At 75.2% G+C, this 19,953-nt stretch carries 1 protein-coding gene; it reads right to left on the bottom strand.

Features of this window, described 5'->3' with window-relative positions:
• Positions 1-21 precede the first annotated feature (21 nt).
• The gene (locus QNO09_RS15570) at positions 22-19,950 is read right to left on the bottom strand and encodes a non-ribosomal peptide synthase/polyketide synthase (protein ID WP_283970771.1); all 19,929 of its coding nucleotides are present in this window, start codon (positions 19,948-19,950) and stop codon (positions 22-24) included.
• Positions 19,951-19,953 lie beyond the last annotated feature (3 nt).

Below are 19,953 nucleotides of genomic sequence, written 5' to 3'. Positions count from 1 at the left end.
CTCGGCCCACGGGGCGGGGCGTCACCGGCGGTCGCGGGCGTGGTGGGCGATGTGGCGCAGCGCCCGGGCGAAGTCCTCGGCGACCCGCCGCACGGTGTCGGTGGCGTGCAGGGCGGGCCGGTGGTGCCAGGTGAAGGACAGCCGGCCGCGCTGGACCGCGCCGACGATCTCCAGCGGGTGGGAGCCACTGTCGCGCGGGTCGTGGTGGCGGCCGAACGAGCCGTGTTCGGCGCGCACCAGGCCGTCGCCGGCCTGCTCGGGGCGGGCATCCCACTGTCCGAGGTAGTTGAAGACGACCTGTCCGTGCGCGGCGCGGCCGAGGCGCTCGCGCACCTCGGGCGGGCCGAAGGTGCGCAGCGCGCCGAAGCCGAGGCCGTTGCCGGGCACGGCGCGCAGCTGGCGGCGTACCGACTTCACCAGGGTCCGCCAGTCGCGGCCGGGGTCGAGATCGGCGGGTTCGGGGACCTGGAGGGCGACGGGGTGGACGGTGGTGAACCAGCCGACCGTGCGCGTCAGGTCGACGTCGTCGAGGACGTCCTCGCGGCCGTGTCCCTCCAGGTCGAGGCGGACCTCCTCACGGCCGGTCCAGCGGGCCAGGGCGAGGGCGAGGGCGGCGAGCAGCACGTCGTTGACGCGGGTGCGGTAGGCGGTCGGCGCTGCGCGCAGGAGCGCTTCGGTGTCCGCCTCGTTCAGTTCGACGGTGAGTGTGTCCACGGCGCTCGTCTCCGGCCCGGCCGGTGTCTCGGCCGGGAGTGGCTCGGCGTTCACCGCGCGTTCCCAGTACGGCAGTTCGTGGTCGAGGGCACCGGCCGCGACGTGCGCGGCGAGGCCTCGGGCCCAGTCGCGGAAAGAGGTGGTGCGTTGGCCCAGCGTCACGGGGTCGCCCTGCGCGGTCTGCCGGTAGGCGGCCTCCAGGTCGTCGCGCAGGATGCGCCAGGAGACGGCGTCCACGACGAGGTGATGGGCGACCAGGAGGAGGAAGGCGGGCCGGTCGGCGGCGCCGGTGAACAAGGCCGCCCGCAGCAGCGGGCCGCGTGTCAGGTCGAAGCCGGTGTGCAGGTCGTCGGCGGTCTCCTCCATCGCCGCGTCGGCCTCGGTGGAGGTCAGTCCGCTGAGGTCGTGGCGGGTCAGGAGCCGGTCGCGGTCGGTGTCGGTCGCCGGCGGGTTGAACTGGCGCCAGCCGTCCCGGTCCACGGTGAAGCGCATGCGCAGGGCGTCGTGGTGGTCGAGCAGGGCGTTGAGGGCCGTTTCCAGGGTGGTGGCGTCGACGCCGGGGGCGAGTTCCACCAGCAGGGACTGGTTGAAGTGGGCGTGGCCGGCGCGCGGGCCGGTCAGGAACCAGTGCTGGATGGGGGTGAGCGGTACTTCTCCGCTCACCGCTTCGTCCCGGGAGTGCCGGGGCGCGGTGGTGACGACGTCGGCCAGCTCGGCGACGGTCTGATGGGTGAACAGGTCACGGGTGGTCAGGTGCAGTCCGTCGCGTCGCAGTCGTGAGACGACCTGCATGCTGAGGATGGAGTCGCCGCCGAGATGGAAGAAGTTGTCGTGCGCCCCCACGTCGTCCACACCGAGGACGTCGGCCCAGATGCGGGCGATGCGTCGCTCGGTGTCGGTGCGCGGTGGTGTATGCGGCCCCGTGGCGGTGTGGGTGGGGCCGGGTTCGGGCAGCGCGCCCCGGTCGGTCTTGCCGTTCGGAGTGAGCGGCAGGTGTGCCAGCGGCACGAACGCCGAGGGGATCATGTGCGGCGGGAGCAGCCCGGCGAGGTGGTCGCGCAGCTCGGGTCCCGGGAGTGCCTCCGGGGAGCCCTCGGCGGGGACGACGTGGGCGACCAGCCGTCCGCCGGAGCGGCCGTCGGGGTCGCTGCCGCCGCGTACGGTGACCACCGCGTCGCGCACGAGCGGGCTGGTGCGCAGCGCGCTCTCGATCTCTCCGGGTTCGATGCGGAAGCCACGCAGTTTGACCTGGTCGTCGGCGCGTCCGGCGAAGCGCAGTTCGCCGTTCACGTCCCAGCGCGCCAGGTCTCCGGTGCGGTACATGCGCTCTCCGGGGGCGCCGAACGGGTCTGCGACGAAGCGGGACGCGGTCAGGCCGGGCCGGTCGAGGTAGCCGCGGGCCAGTCCGGGTCCGGATACGTGGAGTTCGCCGGTCACGCCGGGCGGGACGGGGCGCAGGGCGGCGTCGAGGACGTGGACGCGGGTGGCGCCGGCCGGGCGTCCGATGGGCGGGGCGCCCGTGCCCGGGGCGAGCGGGCCGGTCCAGGTGGCGACGACGGTGGCCTCGGTCGGGCCGTACGAGTTGATCATCCGTCGGCCGGGGGCCCACCGTTCGACGAGGTGGGCGGGGCAGGCCTCGGCACCGACGATGAGGGTGCGCAGGTCCGGCAGGGCGTCGGCGGTGGCGGGCTCGACCGTCGCCAGGGCGGCGGGCGGGATCAGCGTGTGGCTGACGCGCCGCTCGGCGAGGGCCTGGGCGAGGCGCTCGCCGACGAGGGGGCCCTCCTCCCCCGTGACCAGGGTGGCTCCGCTGAGCAGGGATACGCACAGCTCCAGTACGGAGGCGTCGAAGCTGGGTGAGGCGAATTGGAGGATCCGGTCGCCCGGGCCCGCGTCGTAGCGGTCGGCGGCTGCCGCGGCGAAGGCGGCGAGGCCGCGGTGCGGCACCGCCACACCCTTCGGCGTGCCCGTGGAACCGGACGTGTAGATCACGTACGCCGGGTGGTCGACGGTCAGCGCGGCCATCCGGTCGGCGTCCGTGGGGGCGGTGTCCGGGCCGTCCACGTCCCAAACGGCGGCGGGGTCGTCCAGGACGAGGCAGGCGGCCGCGTCGCGCAGCATGAACTCCCGGCGCTGCTGCGGATAGTCCGGGTCGACCGGCAGGAAAGCGCCGCCGGCCTTGGTGACGGCGAGCTGCGCCACGACCGTCTCGGCGCTGCGCGGCAGGGCCAGCGCCACGATCCGCTCGGGTCCCACGCCCCGGGCGATGAGGCGGTGTGCCAGCCGGTTGGCGGCGCGTTCGACGTGCGCGTAGGTCAGCTCGCGGCCGTCGGCGTCGGCCACGGCGACGGCGTCGGGGGTGCGGGCGGCCTGTCGTTCGAACAGCTCGGGCAGGGTCGCCGCCGGGACCGGGCGGGCGGTACCGCGGCCCTGGTCGAGAACGGCCTTGAGCGTCTCGTCGGTGGCGAGGGGCAGGGCGCCCAGAGGCCGGTCGGGGTCGTCGGCGACGGCGGTCAGGAGGGTGGCGAGCTGGTCGGCCATGCGCTCGGCGGTGGCCGCGTCGAAAAGGTCGGTGTTGTAGGTGAGCACGCCGTGCAGTTCCCCGGTGCCGGTCTCGGCGAACTCCAGGGTGAGGTCGAACGCGGCGTGCCGCAGCTCGGTGTCGACGTCGGTGACCTCGATGCCGGGTAGGTCGAGGGCGGCGGCCGGGGCGTTCTGGAGGACCACCATGACCTGGAACAGCGGGGTGCGGCTGGTGTCGCGGACCGGCTGCACCTCGTCCACCACCTGCTCGAACGGCGCCTCCTGGTGGCCGAAGGCGTCGAGGACCGTGCCGCGGACCTCGCTGAGGAACTCGGGGAAGGGGCGGCCGGGTTCGACGCGGGAGCGCAGGACGAGGGTGTTGACGAAGAACCCGACGAGGTGCTGCGTCTCGGCGCGGTCGCGGCCGGAGGTGACCGTGCCGACGGTGATGTCCTCACCGCCGGTCAGCCGGGCCAGGTAGGCCTGGGCGGCGGCGACGAGCGTGGTGAAGAGGGTGGCCTGCCGGTCCCGGCCCACCCTGACGAGGCGGCGGGTCGTGTCGCCGGGCAGGACGAGGCGGACCGTGGCGCCGTGGTGGGTGCGCACCGCCGGACGGGGCCGGTCGGTGGGCAGGTCGAGCGTCTCCAGCCCGGCCAGGTGCTCCTTCCAGTACGCGAGGTGGACGTCCGTGCCGTGCCCGCGCTGCCAGTGGGCGTAGTCGGCGTACTGCACCGGCAGCGGCCGCAACGCACCTGCCTCCACACCGAGTTCGGCGCGGTAGAAGTGGGCGAGGTCTCCGGTGAGCACGCCCGTGGACCAGCCGTCGGTGACGATGTGGTGCAGGGTCAGCGTCAGGACGTGCTCGTCGTCCGCGAGCCTGATCAGTCCCGTATGCAGGAGCGGACCGCGCCGCAGGTCGAAGGTGCGGGCGCGTTCGGCCTCCAGCAGGTCCGCGAGCCGCTCCCCCACCCGGTCGGGATCGGCCTCCCCCGACAGGTCGTGCAGCGTCAAGGGCACCTCCCGCGCGGGGTGGACGATCTGCACGCCGCGGCCGTCCACCGCGTCGAAGGTGGTGCGCAGCGCCTCGTGCCGCACGACCAGGGCGCGCAGGGCCGCGGTGAGGGCGGGCACGTCGAGCCGGCCGCGCAGCCGCAGGGCCAGCGCGGTGACGTACTCTCCGCTGCCCGGCGCGAACTCCTCCAGGAACCACAGGCGCTGCTGGGCGTACGACATCGGGGCGGGCGTGTCACGGGAGACCGGGACGATCGCGGTGGGTGTGGAGTCACCGGGGCGTTCCTCGGTGAGCAGGGCGGCGAGGGCGGCGGGGGTGGGGTGGGTGAACACCGCACGCGGGGACAGGTCGGTGCCGAACGCCTCCGACAGACGGACGGCCAGCCGGATGCTGAGGATGGAGTCGCCGCCCAGCTGGAAGAAGTCGTCCCGCACGCCGGGGCGCGGCCCGGAGAGGACGTCGGCGAAGATCTCCACCGTGCGCCGCTCGGCGTCGGTGCGCGGTTCGGCCGGAGCGCCCTGCGGGTCGCCGCTCGTGGGCCGGGGCGCGGGGAGGGAGGCCCGGTCGACCTTGCCGTTGCGGCTGAGCGGCAGCGCGGGCAGGACGACGAACGCCGACGGGACGAGGTAGTCCGGCAGTGAGCGCCGGGCGAACTCCCGCAGGGCCGTCACGTCTTCGGTGCCGACCACGTAGGCCACCAGGCGGTGGCTGCCGGGCCGGTCCTCGCGGGCCAGGACCGTCACGTCGGTGACGCAGGGGTGCGCCGCGAGAATCGCCTCGACCTCGCCGGGTTCGACGCGGAAGCCGCGGATCTTCACCTGGTCGTCGGCGCGGCCAAGGAACTCCACGGTGCCGTCGGGGCGGCGGCGGGCCAGGTCGCCGGTGCGGTACATGCGGGTGCCGGGCGGGCCGGCCGGGTCGGCGAGGAAGCGGGCGGCGGTGTCGCCGGGACGGCCCAGGTAGCCGCGTGCCACGCCCTCGCCGGCGATGTACAGCTCGCCGGCGCAGCCCGGCGGCACCGGCCGCAGCCTGCGATCGAGGACGTGCACGCGAAGGTCGTCGAGCGGGTGGCCGATGGGCACGGTGTCGGGGACGGCGGTCGCGTCACGGAGCGCGAAGGACGTCGCGAACGTCGTCGTCTCGGTGGGCCCGTAGCCGTCCACGACGGTCAGGCCGGGGCAGGCCGCCAGGACGCGGCGGACGGCCGCGGCGGGCACGACGTCGCCGCCGGTCCACACCTGGCGCAGACCGGTGAAGCAGTCCGGTGCGTCCTGGGCCAGCAGACGGAAGAGGCCGGCGGTCAGCCACAGAGCGCTCAGACGGGTGTCACGGACCAGGTGCCGCAGCAGTGCCGCGTCCAGCGGCCGCTCGGGCGCCACGACGACGCAGCCGCCGGTGAGCAGGGGCGCCCACACCTCGAAGGTGGCGGCGTCGAAGGCCACCGGGGAGTGCAGCAGCACCCGCTCGCACACCCCGCCGGTGAAGCGGCTGTCGGTGGCGAGGGCGGCCACGTCCCGGTGGCGTACCGCGACCGCTTTGGGTTCGCCGGTCGACCCGGAGGTGAACATGACGTACGCGAGCCGCTCGGGATCCGCGGGTACGGCGACGGGCGCGCCCGGCACGGGGGTGCGCGTGGCGGCGACGCCCTCGGCGGTCAACCGGGCCGTCGCGCCCGCCCGTCGGATCAGTGTGCGGCGCCGGTCCTCGGGGGCGCGGGCGTCCACGGGCACGTAGGCGCCGCCCGCCTTGAGGACGGCGAGCTGGGCGACGACGAGTTCGGTGCCGCGGTCCATCAGCAGCGCCACCCGGTCCTCGGCCCGCAGTCCGTCGGCGAGAAGGCGGGAGGCCACGGCGTCGGACCAGTCGTCGAGGTGGCGGTAGGTCAGCTCCGTGTCACCGTCGCGCAGCGCGGGCGCTTCGGGGGTGCGGCGGGCCTGCTCGGTGAACAGGTCGACGGGGCTGCGCGGCACCGCGCTCCGGGCGGTGGTGTTCCACCGCTGCAGCAGGGCACGGTCGTCCTGGGTCAGCGGTTCCAGGGCGGTGACGTCGGCGTCGGTCTCCAGGGCGTCGGAGAGGGCGCGCAGGACGACCGTGAGGCGGTCCGTGAGGCGTTCGGCCGTGTCCGCGTCGAACAGTCCGGCGTCGTAGGCGAGGTCGATGCCGAGGCGGTCGCCGAGGTGGGCGCGCAGGCACAGCGGGAAGGTGGGCGCGTCCTCGGCGTGTGCCTCCTCGACCCGCACGCCCGTGCGGCCCGTGGCGGACTCGTCGACGGGGTAGTTCTCGAACACCACCATGCTGTCGAACAACGCCTCGCCTGCCGGTGTCTCGCACAGCGCCTGGATGCGGGGCAGGGCGAGGAAGTCGAAGCGCCGGGTGTCGCTCTGCCGCTCCTGCACCTCCCGCAGCCAGGACGCCGCTCCCCCGCTCGGGACCCGGATGCGGGTGGGCACGGTGTTGATGAACATGCCGATCATCGACTCCACACCGGGCAGTTCGGCCGGGCGTCCGGAGACGGTGGTGCCGAACACGACGTCGTCGCGGCCGCTGTGGCGGGCCAGCAGCAGCGCCCAGGCACCCTCGATCACGGTGTTCACCGTCAGCCCGGCCCGGGCGGCGGTCTGCCGCAACCGCGCCGACAGGTGCTCGTCCAGCTGCCGGTGCGCCAGGGCGGCGGCGCGGGCGCGGTGTTCCTCGGCCGGTGTGCGGTCGTAGGGCAGCGGGGTGCGGGCGGGGAACCCGGCGAGGGCGGCGGACCAGTGGGCCTCGGCGGCGTTCTCGTCCTGGTCGTGCAGCCAGCGCAGGAAGTCGGCGAACGGGCGCCGGACCGGCGCGGGGGCCGCTCGGCCGCCGGTGAGCGCGGCGTAGCGCTCGCAGACCTCGGTGAGCAGTTGCCCGGTGCTCCAGCCGTCCAGGATCAGGTGGTGGGAGGACCACAGCAGCAGGATCTCGTCTCCGGGCAGCGTGGCCAGGGTGATGCGGGTGAGCGGCGCGGTGGTCAGATCCATGCCCGCCGCGCGGTCGGCGGCCAGCAGTTCCTCGGTGGCCGCCGCACGCTGCTCGGGCGTCAGGCGTCGCCGGTCCAGGTGGGTGACGGGCAGCTCCACGCGCCGGTGCACGACCTGCACGGGGTGCGGCAGGCCTTGCCAGTGGACGCTGGTGCGCAGGGCCTCCGTGCGGTCGGCGACCTGCTGCCAGGCGGTGGCGAAGACGTGCGGTTCGGTCACCCCGGACAGGCGGACGGCCACCCGGTCGGAGTAGGCGCCCGCCGTGTCCACCAGGCCGTGGAAGAGCATGCCGGCCTGCAGCGGTGTCAGCGGCAGGACGTCGGCCACGTGCCGGCCGTCGCCCACGAGGCGGTCCAGTTCCCTCTGGCCGAGCCCGGCGAGCGGAAAGTCCGACGGGGTGCGTCCACCCGCGTCCGGGCGGGCGCAGTGGGCGGCGATCTCGCGCAGCGCCGCGCACATCTCCTCGGCGAGCGCACGGACGGTGGACTCGTCGTAGACGGCCGGTGGATAGGTCCAGCCGAGTTCGAGCCCGCCGTCCTGGACCACGCCGGTGATGTCCAGCAGGTAGGGCCGGGGGGCGTCGGGGTCGGTGTCGGAGCCGGCCGGTGGCAGGGCGGCGCCGTACAGGCCGCTGCCGCCGCCGTCGGTGTCCCACCGGCCGTGGTAGTTGAAGCCGATCCGCGGTGCCGGTGCGTCGGCCAGTGGGCTGCCGGGCAGGAGGTGGCGCAGCGCGCCGTGGCTCAGGCCGCGCAGGGGCACCGCGCGCAGTTGTTCCTTGACCGAGCGCAGGGTGTCGTGCCAGCCGGCGTCGGGGGCGACGGTCAGCGCGAGGGGGAACTCCGCGGTGAACCAGCCGACCGTCCGCGACAGGTCCAGGTCGTCGAAGAGGTCCTCGCGGCCGTGGCCCTCCACGCCCACGAGCACGCTCTCGCGCCCGCACCAGCGGGCCAGGGTGCGGCCGAGGGCGCTGAGGAGGACGTCGTTGACCTGGGTGCGGTAGGCCTCCGGAACGTGCCGCAGCAGGGCCTGGGTGGTCTCCGGCTCCAGTTCCACGGTGACCGTGGCGGCGGTGCCGTGGGTGTTCGGGCCGGGCCGTTCCGCGGGCAGGTCGGCGGGGGCCTGCGTGGTGCGCCGCCAGTGGTCCAGGTCGCCGTCCAGGGCGCCGGAGCGGGTGTGGGCCTCCAGCCGGGCCGCCCAGTGGCCGTACGCGGTGGTGGCCGGGGGCAGCTCGACGGGGTGCCCGGCGGCGGCCTGCCGGTGGGCGGTCTCCAGGTCGGCCAGCAGGATCCGCCAGGAGACGCCGTCGACGACCAGGTGGTGGACGGTGAACAGCAGGTGGGCGGGCAGTTGCGGGCCGCGGTCGAGGATCAGGACGCGCGTCACCCGGCCCTCGGCGGGGGCGAGGGCGGCGCGGGCCTCGTCCGCGAGGCGGGCCGTCTCGGCCTCCAGGGCGGGGCCGTCCAGGCCGGTCACGTCGTGCTGGGTGACAACGCCGTCCGGGACGTCGGGCAGGATTTCCTGGCGCCACTCGTGTTCGGTGCGGCGGAAGCGGGTGCGCAGCGCCGGGTGGTGGCGTACGAGGGCGTCCACGGCGTGACGCAGGGCGGACAGGTCGGTTCCGGGGGCCAGTTCGAGGCGCTGCGACATGGTGAAGCGCAGCGGGTCGCCGGGGGAGCGGCCGTCGAGGTACCAGCGCTGGATGGGCGCGAGCGGTGCCTCGGCGGGGGCGGCCGTGTCGGCCGTGACCGGCGCCGACTCGGTGACCCGCAGGGCGAGTTCGGCGACGGTCTGGTGGCGGAAGACGTCCTTGGTGGTCAGTGCCAGTCCGGCCTGACGGGCCCGGGAGACGATCTGGATGCTGAGGATGGAGTCGCCGCCGAGCGTGAAGAAGTTGTCGCGTGCGCCCACTCGTTCGACTCGCAGGACGTCGGCCCAGATCGCGGCCAGCGTCTCCTCGGGGCCGGGGCGTGGTGCCACGTATGCGGCGTCGGGTTCGGGTTGCGCGGGCGGGGCGGGCAGGGCCCGCCGGTCGGTCTTGCCGCCGGCGGTGCGCGGGATCCGGGTCAGGGGCACGAACGCCGCCGGCACCATGTGGTCGGGCAGGGTGCGCCGCAGTGTGAGGCGCAGTTCGTCGGCGGCCGGGACGGTGTTCCCGGCGGGCACGAGGTGGGCGACGAGCATGAGCCGGCCCGCGTGCTCGCGTGCCGTCACGACGGCCTCGGCCACGTCCGGGTGGGCGAGCAGCGCGGCTTCGACCTCGCCGGGCTCGACACGGAACCCGCGGATCTTGATCTGCTCGTCGGCACGGCCCAGGAACTCCAGCAGTCCCCGCTCGTCGCGGCGGGCGCGGTCGCCGGTGCGGTACATCCGCTCCCCGGGCGCGCCGAACGGGTCGGCGAGGAAACGCGCGGCGGTCAGGCCTGGGCGGTTCAGGTAGCCGCGGGCCACCTGCGCGCCGGCCAGGTACAGCTCGCCCGGTGTGCCGGGCGGCACCGGGCGCAGGGCGCCGTCGAGGACGTAGGCGCTCAGGTTGCCGCCGGGCCGTCCGATGACCGGCCGGTCGGGGTGGTCGGCGACGCGCCCGTAGGTGGCGTCGACGGTGCACTCGGTGGGGCCGTACATGTTGTAGGCGGTGACGCCCAGTGCGGCGGCGGCGCACAGCTCGCGCCAGGTGTCGGGGCCCGTCGCCTCGCCGCCGACGAGCAGGACGCGCGGGTGGTGGCGGCCGGATGCGAGGAGTCCCGCGGCGAGGAGTTCGCGCAGGAAGGACGGGGTGACGTTGACCAGGTCCAGGCGTCGTTCGGTGATCTGTGCGCAGAACGCCTCGGGGTCCAGGCGTACGTCTTCGTCGACGAGGTGGACCTCCTGGCCGAGGGCGAGCAGCAGCGGCCCCTCCCAGGAGGTGTCGAAGGAGAACGAGGCGCTGAGCGCGGCGCGCAGTCGCCGTCCGTCCGCGGTGTGCGGGGCGATGAGCCCTTCACGGTGGTCGTGGCAGAGGTTGGCCAGGTGGCGGTGTTCCACGACGACGCCCTTGGGGCGGCCGGTGGAGCCGGAGGTGTAGACGACGTAGGCGGCGTGGTCCGGGCGCAGCGGGGCCGGGCGGTCGTGGTCGGTGGGGTTGTGGGCGGGCAGCCGGTCCCACGGTGTGTCGCGCAGCGCCTCGGCGGTGAGCACGGTGTGCGGGGCGGCGTCCGCGAGGAGCCCGGCGGCGCGTTCGGCGGGCAGGTCGGGGTCGAGGTACAGCAGGGTGCCGCCCGCCTTGGCGACGGCGAGGACCGCGACCATCAGGCCGGAGGTGCGCGGCAGCCGTACGGCGACCACCCGCTCGGGGCCGGCGCCCCGGGCCAGCAGGTGGTGGGCGAGCCGGTTCGCGCGCTCGTTCAGGGCGGCGAAGTCGAGGGTGGCGTCCCGGGCCACCAGCGCGGTGACGTGCGGGGTGCGGGCGGCCTGTGCCTCGAACAAGGCGGGGAAGGTGGTGTCCGGGACGGTGAGAGGCGGTCCCTGCCCGTCGTGCAGCACCCGCCGCCGTTCGTCGGGGGTCATCAGCTCCAGCGCCCGTACGTCCCGGTCCGGGTCCCGCACCGCCGATTCCAGCAGCAGTCGCAGGCGGGCGGCCAGACGGCGGACGGTGTCCTCGTCGAACAGGCCGGTGTTGTACTCCAGGTGGCCGGTGACGCCGCCGTCGCTCTCCACGAAGTCGAAGGCCAGGTCGAAGGTGGCGTGTCGGACCGGCGGCAGGACCGGTTCGGCGTCCAGGCCCGGCAGGGCGGGTACTTCAGCGCCGAGGTTGTGCAGGGCGACCATGACCTGGAACAGGGGGGTGCGGCTGGTGTCCCGTTCGGGCTGGAGGGCGTCCACCAGCTGTTCGAAGGGCACGTCCTGGTGGGCGAACGCGTCCAGGACGGCTTCACGCACCCGCTCCAGCAGGGCGCGGAACGACATGCCGGGGCGCACCTGGTTGCGCAGCACGAGGGTGTTGACGAACATGCCGACGACGTCGTGCAGTTCGGGACGCTCGCGGCCGGCGGTGACGGTGCCGACGGCGAAGTCGTCCTGGTCGGCCCAGCGGGACAGCAGGGCCGTGCACGCGGTGAGCAGGGTCATGTACAGGGTGGCGTCCGCCTCCCGGCCCTGCTCGCGCAGCCGGTCGGTCAGTTCGGCGGGCAGGGCGAAGGTGACCAGTGCGCCGTCGCGGGTGCGTTCGGCGGGTCGCGGCCGGTCGGTCGGCAGCTCCAGTGGCGGTACCCCGTCCAGCTTCTCGCGCCAGTGGGCGAGTTGCCGCCCGGCCTGTTCGGTGCGGGCACGCTGCCAGGCGGCGTGGTCGGCGTACCGGACGGGCAGCTCGGGAAGTTCGGGGTGGCGGCTTTCGCGGGCCGCCGCGTACAGCTCGCCCAGGTCCCGGCCGAGGACGCCGAGCGACCAGCCGTCGGTCACGATGTGGTGGAGGGCGAGGGCCAGCACGTGTTCGCCGGCCGCCGTGCGGGCCAGCCGGGCGCGCAGCAGCGGCCCGGCCGCCAGGTCGAAGGGCGTGGCGGCCTCGCGCTCCAGCAGTTCCTCCAGCGCGAGCCGGGGGTCGGGGGCGGTGGTGAGGTCGTCCACGGTGATGTGGACCGGGTGCGGCGGGTGCACGAGTTGCCGGGGCCGTCCGTCCTGTTCGGTGAAGGTGGTGCGCAGCGCCTCGTGGCGGGCGACGAGGCCGTTCAGGGCCGTGTGCAGGGCCTGCTCGTCGAGGGGGCCGCGCAGGCGCAGCACGGACAGCGTCGTGTACTCGGTGCTGCCGGGCTCGAACCGGTCGAGGAACCACAGGCGCTGCTGGGCGTACGACAGCGGTGCCGGGGTCTGCGGGGCGGTCGCCGGTATCGCGTCGCCCTGGAGGGCGGAGGCGTCGCCGGCCGGTTCGCCCAGCTCGGCGGCGAGCGCGGCCACCGTGCTGTGGGTGAACAGCAGTCTCGGGGAGACCTCGGGCCCGAACGCGGCGCGCAGCCGGGCGGTGACGCGGACGGCGAGGATGGAGTCGCCACCCAGCGCGAAGAAGTCGTCCCCGGCGTGCACCTCGTCGGCCCCGAGCACGTCCGCCCAGGCGGCGGCGACCGCCCGTTCGGCGGGGGTGCGCGGCGCGGTCCGGTCGGTGTCGGCGGCGTAGCCGTCCGCCGTCGGGGCGGGCAGGGCGCGCCGGTCGAGCTTGCCGTTGACGGTGAGGGGCAGCGCGTCCATCGGCACGTAGGCGGCGGGCACCATGTGGGCCGGCAGCAGCCGCTCCAGGTGGGTGCGCAGCTCGGCGGCGGGAGGTGTCGCGCCGCCGGAGCCGACGACGTGCGCCACCAGCCGGCGGGTGCCGGAGGTGTCCTCGAACACGCCGACGGCGGTGTCGGCGACGCCGGGGTGGGTGTGCAGGGCGGCCTCGATCTCGCCGGGCTCGATGCGGTAGCCGCGGATCTTCACCTGGGCGTCCGCGCGGCCCAGGTACTCCAGGGTGCCGTCGGCCCGCCACTTCGCCCGGTCGCCGGTGCGGTACATGCGGCTGCCGGCCGGGCCGAACGGGTCGGCGAGGAAACGGGTGGCGGTCAGGCCGGGGCGGCCCAGGTAGCCGCGGGCCAGCCCCTCCCCCGCCACGTACAGGTCACCGGTCGCCCCCGACGGCACGGGTGCCAGGTCCGCGTCGAGCACGTACACCCTCAGGTCCGGGATGGCCACGCCGATGGGGCCGGCGGGGCCGCTCGCGGCGGTGGCGGGGTCGAGCGGGGCGTGGGTGACGTGCACGGTGGTCTCGGTGATGCCGTACATGTTGACCAGGCGCGGGGCGGCCGGGTGGCGTTCTGACCAGTCGGCGAGCCGTGATACGTCCAGGGCCTCTCCGCCGAAGATCACGGTGCGCAGCGCGAGCCGGTCGCCGGTGCCGGGGTGTTCGGCGTCGGCGCGGATCAGCGGGTAGAACGCGGACGGCGTCTGGTTGAGGACGGTGATTCGCTCGTCGGCCAGCAGCCGCAGGAAGTCCTCCGGGGAGCGGGCGGTCTCGTCGGGCACCACGACGAGCCGGCCGCCGTGCAGCAGCGGGCCCCACAGCTCCCACACGGAGAAGTCGAACGCGTAGGAGTGGAACAGCGTCCACACGTCGTCCGGGCCGAAGCCGAACCACGGGCGGGTGCGGGTGAACAGCCGCACCACGTTGGCGTGCGGGATCACCACGCCCTTGGGGCGGCCGGTGGAGCCGGAGGTGTAGATGGCGTAGGCGGGGCTCTCCGGGAGGGGGCGGCGGGCCGGGGCGGGTCCGCCGGCCGGGCGCCGGGCCAGGTCGGCTGCCGTGTCCGGGTCGTCGAGGAGGAGGGCGGGCACGCCGGTGCCGTCGACGCGGGCCGCGGCGCCGCTGGTGGTCACCAGGGTCACCGGGGCGGCGTCGGCGAGGAGGTGGGCGATGCGTTCGGCGGGCGAGTTCGGGTCGATCGGCAGGTAGGCCGCGCCGGTCTTCAGCACGGCCAGGATCGCCACGACCTGGTCGGTGGAGCGGGGCAGGGCGAGGGCGACGAACCGCTCGGGCCCGGCGCCGAGTCCGGCGAGCCGGTGGGCGAGGCGGCCGGCACGGGCGTCGAGGGTCGCGTAGTCGAGACGCTCGGTTCCGCAGGTGACGGCGATGTTGCCGGGGGTGCGGGCGGCCTGCGCCTCGAACAGGTCGACCAGTGTCTCGGTGGGGCGGCCGCTCTCGGTGCCGTTCCAGTCGGTGAGGATCCGGCGCCGTTCCTCGGCCGTCGTCCAGGCCAGGGTGCGCAGCGGCCGGTCGGTGCCGTCGGCCAGCTCGGTGAGCAGCAGGCTCAGCCGGCCGGCGAGCGCGCGGACGGTCGCGGCGTCGAACAGGGCCGGGTCGTAGGCGAGGTCGAAGCCGAGGCGTTCGCCGTGGTAAGCGCGCAGGACGAGCGGGTAGTTGGTGGCGTCGCGGGAGGTCACCCCGGCCAGCCGGATCCCGGAGCCGGCCGTGCGGGCCTCGTCGAAGGGGTAGTTCTCGAAGGCGACCATGCTGTGGAAGAGCGGGCTGCCGGACGGCACGTCGCTCAGCTGGGTCAGCTCGGCGAGCGACACGGCGGCGAATCGTCTCGACTCCGCCTGAGCGTCCTGGAGTCGGCGCAGCCAGGCCCCGGCGGGGAGGGCGGCGTCGACGCGGACGCGGGTGGGCACGGTGTTGATGAACATGCCGACCATCGACTCGACGCCGGGCAGGTCGTCGGGCCGCCCGGAGACGGTGGTGCCGAACACGATGTCGTCCTGGGCGGCGTAGCGGGCCAGCAGGAGGGCCCAGGCGCCCTGCACGACCGTGTTGAGGGTGATTCCGGTCTCACGGGCGGTGCGCGCGAGGCGCGCCGACGTCTCCTGGTCCAGGCCGGCCGTGTGCACATCCGCGGAGCGGGCCTGGTGGGCCTCGCGCAGGGGGCGGTCGGCGGGCAGCGGGGTGGGTTCGGCGAAGGCGGCGAGGACACCCTGCCAGTGGGTGCGTGCGGCGTCGGGGTCCTGGTCGGCGAGCCAGCGCACGTAGTCGCCGAAGGGGCGCCGCAGGGGCGGCCGGGGCTCGGCGCCCGCGGTGAGGGCCGCGTACGCCTCGCACACCTCGGTCAGCACCTGGGCCAGGCTCCAGCCGTCCAGGATCAGGTGGTGGGAGGTCCACAGCAGATGCAGCCGGGCGTCGGCCAGCCGGATCAGGGTCAGCCGCATCAGGGGCGCCGTGGCGAGGTCGATGCCCCGCGCGAGGTCGTCGGCCCGCAGCCGGGCCAGGCGCTCCACGTGTTCCGCCTCGTCCAGGCCGCGCCAGTCGAGGTGGGTGATCGGCACCCGTACGTCGCGGCGCACGACCTGGAGGGGCACCGGGACGTCCTCCCAGACGACGCAGCTGCGCAGGGCGGGCGTGTTGTCGGTGACGCGCTGCCAGGCGACGGCGAAGGCGTGCGGGTCGGTGACGCCGTCCAGCAGCAGGCCCGCCTGGTCGACGTAGACGTCGTCGGGGCCGCCGACCAGCCGGTGGAAGAGCATGCCCTCCTGCAACGGGGTCAGTGGCAGCAGGTCCTCCACCTCCCGGCCGTCGCCCACGAGCCGGTCCAGGCGGTCCTGGTCGAGGCGGGCCAGCGGGAAGTCGGACGGGGTGCGGCCGCCCGCGCCGGGACGGGCGCAGTGCTCGGTGATCGCGGTGAGCGCGCGGGTCATGCGGTCGGCGAGGTCGCGGACGGTGTTCTCGTCGTGCACCTGGTCGCTGTAATGCCAGGTGATCCGCAGTTCGCCGTCGGTGACCACGGCGGAGACGTCCAGCAGGTGGTCCAGCGGTTCGCCGGGGGCGATGTCGCGGCCGGGTGCCTCGCCCGCCGGGGCGAAGTCCCCGCCGTCGGAGGCCTCCCACTGGCCGTGGTAGTTGAAGCTGATCTGCGGCAGCGGCACGTCGCGCAGGGCGCGGGCGGCCGGGTCGGGCGAGCCGAGGCGGGCCAGGGCCTCGTGGCTCAGGCCGTGCCGGGGCACGGACCGCAGCCGCTCCTTCACCGCCTTGAGGGTGGCGCCCCAGTCGGGCGCCCCGGACGGTCCGGCGGGCGCGAGGGTGACGGGGTACTGGGCGGTGAACCAGCCCACCGTGCGGGACAGGTCCAGCGCGTCGTCCTCGCGGCCGTGGCCCTCCAGCAGGACGGTCACCCGCTCGGCGCCCGTCCAGTCGGCGAGGACCCGGCTCAGCGCGCCGAGCAGGACGTCGTTGACCTGGGTGCGGTAGACGGCGGGCACCCGGCGCAGCAGCGCCTCGGTGGTGGCGCGGTCCACGCGGGTGCCGAGGGTGCGCACCGAGCCGGCGAGCGGGGTGCCGGGGCGGTCCACGGGCAGCGGGGTGCGGGGCTCGGCGGCCTCGGCCGTCCAGTGCGGCAGGTCGGCGTCGAGTTCGCCGGCGCGGACCCGGCGCGAGAGGTGCGCGGCCCAGTCGGTGAACGGCGTGGCGACGGGTTCCAGGCGAACCGCCTCTCCCCCGGCCGCCTGCCGGTAGGCCTCGGCGAGGTCGGCGAGCAGGATGCGCCAGGAGACGCTGTCCACCGCCAGGTGGTGGGCCGTGACGAAGAGTTGAGGGCGCTCGCCGGACCGGGTCAGCAGGGCGGCACGCAGCAGGGCGCCGGTCTCCGGGTCGAGTGCGGCACGGGCGGCCTCGGCGGCCTGTTCGCGCTCTGTCGTCGGGTCGGCGGCGTGGGAGAGGTCGTGGCGGGTGAGCAGGCCGGTGGCCGGACCCTCGCCGGGGTGCTGGAGCCAGGTGCCCCCCGAGCGGGCGAAACGGGTGCGCAGCGCCGGATGGTGGGCGGCCAGCGCCTCCAGGGCGCGCTCCAGGGCCGCCTCGTCCAGGTCGTGGGGCAGGTCCAGCAGCATCGACATGCTGAAGTGCCGCAGCGGGCCGTGGCCGGCGAAGAACCACTCCTGTACGGGGGTCAGCGGCGCGGGGCCCTGCTCGGCCGGACGTCGGGGCGCGGGCACGTGCGCGGTGCGCACGGACGCGGCGGCGGCGAGGTCGGCGACGGTCTGGTGACGGAAGACGTCCCGCGAGGTCAGGTGCAGCCCGGCCGCGCGAGCGCGGGAGACGGCCTGGATGCTGAGGATGGAGTCGCCGCCCAGCTCGAAGAAGTTGTCCGTCACACCCACGCGGCGCGTGCCCAGCACTTCGGCCCAGATGCGGGCCAGGGTCTCCTCCTCGGGGGTGCGCGGAGCGACGAACTCCCGCTCGCGCTCACCGCCCTCGAGGTCGGGGGCGGGCAGGGCATGCCGGTCGACCTTGCCGCTGACGGTCATCGGCAGGGCGTCCAGGACGGTGAAGGAGGTGGGCACCATGTGGTCGGGCAGCACCCGCCGCACGGCCGCCCGCACCTCGCCCGCGGCGGGCCGCGCGTCGCGGTTCTCGGGGACGAGGTAGGCGGCGAGCCGGACGTGGCCGTGCGGATCGGTGACGGCGACGACCGCGGCGGCGGCGACCGCGGGCACATCGGTCAGGGCCGCTTCGACCTCTCCGGGCTCGATGCGGTGACCGCGCACCTTGACCTGGTCGTCGGCGCGCCCGAGGTAGTCCAGGCGTCCGTCGGCGGTCCAGCGGGCCAGGTCGCCGGTGCGGTACATGCGGGCGCCGGGCGGGCCGAACGGCTCGGGCAGGAACCGTGCGGCCGTCAGCCCCGGCCGCCCGCTGTAACCGCGCGCCAGTTGTACGCCGGCCAGGTACAACTCGCCGCCGATGCCGGGCGGCACGGGCCGCAGCCGGTCGTCGAGGACGTAGGCGCGCACGTTGGGCAGCGGCCGGCCCACGGTCGGCCGGCCGTCGCCCTCGATACGGCAGGCCAGCGCGTCGACGGTGCACTCGGTGGGCCCGTAGAAGTTGTAGGCGGCCACGTCCCGCCGCGTTGCCAGCTCCCGCCACAGGGCGCTCCCGACGGCCTCGCCGCCGAGCATGAGGACGCGCGGGTGGTGCCGCGGGTCGGTGAGCAGTCCGGCGGGCAGCAGCTGGCGCAGGTAGGTGGGGGTGAGGTCGAGGAAGTCGATGCGGTGCTCGACGACGTACTCGACCAGTGCGGCGGCGTCCAGCCGGGTCGACTCGTCGACCAGGTGCAGCGGGTGGCCGTCGGCCATCAGCAGCACGCCCTCCAGTGAGGTGTCGAAGGAGAACGACGCCGTGAGCGCCACCCTCAGCGGCCCGCCGCCGGCCTCGGCGACGAAGCCCTCACGGTGACCCGCCAGGAGGTTGGCCGCGGACCGGTGCGTCACGGCAACGCCCTTGGGGCGGCCGGTGGAGCCGGAGGTGTAGATGACGTAGGCGGTGGTGTCGGGGTGCGGCGGGGGCAACGCGCTGCCAGAGGTGGGGCCGGCGGTGTCGTCGGCCTCGCGCAGGGCGGCCTCGTCGAGGACCAGCGCGGGCCGCGCGTCGTCCAGCAGGAACCGCACCCGGTCCTCCGGCAGCGCGGGGTCCAGGGGCAGGTAGCCGGCGCCGGCCTTCCAGACGGCGAGGATCGCCACGATCATGTCGGCGGTGCGCGGCAGCGCGAGGGCGACCAGGCGCTCGGGTCCCGCGCCGCGCGCCACCAGGTGACGGGCCAGACGGTCGGCGCGCGCGTCGAGCGCCGCGTAGTCCAGGCGGGCCTCCCCGGCGATCAGGGCGGTGGCGTGCGGGGTGCGGGCCGCCTGTCGTGCGAACAGCTCCGGCACGGTCTCCTCGGGCACCGGGCGCGCGGTGGCGTTCCACTCCCCCGTCACCTGCCGCTCCTGCTCGGGCGAGAGCAGCGGCAGGGCGCCGAGGGGCCGGTCGGGATCGGCGGCGGCCCCGTCCAGTGTGCGCAGCAACTGGTCCGCCATGCGCTCGGCGGTGGCCGCGTCGAACAGGTCGGTGCGGTACTCCAGCAGACCGGTCAGTCCGTCCCCGTCGGGCACGAACTCGACGCTCAGGTCGAACGTGGCGGCCCGCCGGGGCACGGCGACCGCGGAGGCGGTCAGGCCGTGCGGGTCGGGTGCCGCGGGTGGCGCGGGGTGCAGCAGGACCATCACGTCGAACAGCGGGTTGCGGCCCGCCTCGCGGGTCGCCCCGACGGCCTCGACCAGCCGCTCGAACGGTGTGTCGCCGTGCGCGAAGGCGTCGTTGACGGTGTCCGCGGCGGCGGCGAGCAGCGCGCGGAAGGAACCGCCCGTCTCCACGCGGGTGCGCAGCGCGACGGTGTTGACGAAGAACCCGACGGCCCGCTCCAGGTCCGTGCGGCCGCGTCCGGGGGTGAGCGAGCCGACGGTGATGTCGTCCTGCCCGGACCAGCGGGCCAGCAGGGCCTGGCAGGCGGCGACCAGGGCGGTGAACAGGGTGGTGTGCTGCTCGGCAGCGAGCTGCTTGAGCCGGGCCGTGGTGGCCGCCGGGACGGTGAAGGTGTGCACCGCGCCGGAACCGGACTCCTCGCCGCGGCGCGGCCGGTCCAGCGGCAGCTCGGACGCGGCCGCCCCCGACAGTGTCTCCTTCCAGTACGCCAGTTGGCGCTCCAGCCGGGTGCCGGACAGTTGCTCACGCTGCCAGACGGCGAAGTCGGGGTACTGCGTGGCCACCGGCGCCAGGGCGGGCCGCGCGCCCTGGGCGAGGGCGTCGTAGGAAGTGCACAGCTCGTCCAGCAGGACGCCCATCGACCAGCCGTCGGTGACGATGTGATGGGCCGTCAGCAGCAGGACGTGCGCGTCGGGTGCCTGCCGCAGCAGCAGTGCGCGCAGCAGCGGCCCGGTCTCCAGGTCGAAGGGCCGCTCGTACTCGGCCAGCAAAGCCGCGTCCGGGTCGGTCCCGGTCTCGTCCGCGGCCGTGAGGTCCCGGACGGGCAGCGGGAGCGGACCGGCGGGGTGCACGGTCTGCGCGGGGGTGCCGTCGTTCTCCTCGAACGTGGTGCGCAGCGCCTCGTGCCGCGCCACCACGTGCTCCAGTGCGGCGGACAGGGCGGTGTGGTCGAGGGCGCCGGTGAGGCGCAGCGCCACGGCGCTGTTGTAGCGCGGGTCGCCGGGGCGCAGCCGGTCCAGGAACCACAGCCGCTGCTGGGCGAAGGACAGCGGCAGCGGCCGTGTGCGGTCGGCGCGCGGGATGGCCTGCCGGGCGGCGGTGGCGTCGGCGCCGGCGCCGCGTCCGGCCAGTCGGCGGCGGAGTGCTTCCTGGAGGTCCTGCGGGAGGGCCTCGGCACGGTTTCGCTTCGAAGACGTCATGGT

The sequence above is a fragment of the Streptomyces sp. 378 genome (assembly GCF_030124145.1).
In the GTDB taxonomy this organism is placed as follows: Bacteria; Actinomycetota; Actinomycetes; order Streptomycetales; family Streptomycetaceae; genus Streptomyces.
This window is presented reverse-complemented; position numbering and strand designations above follow the sequence as displayed.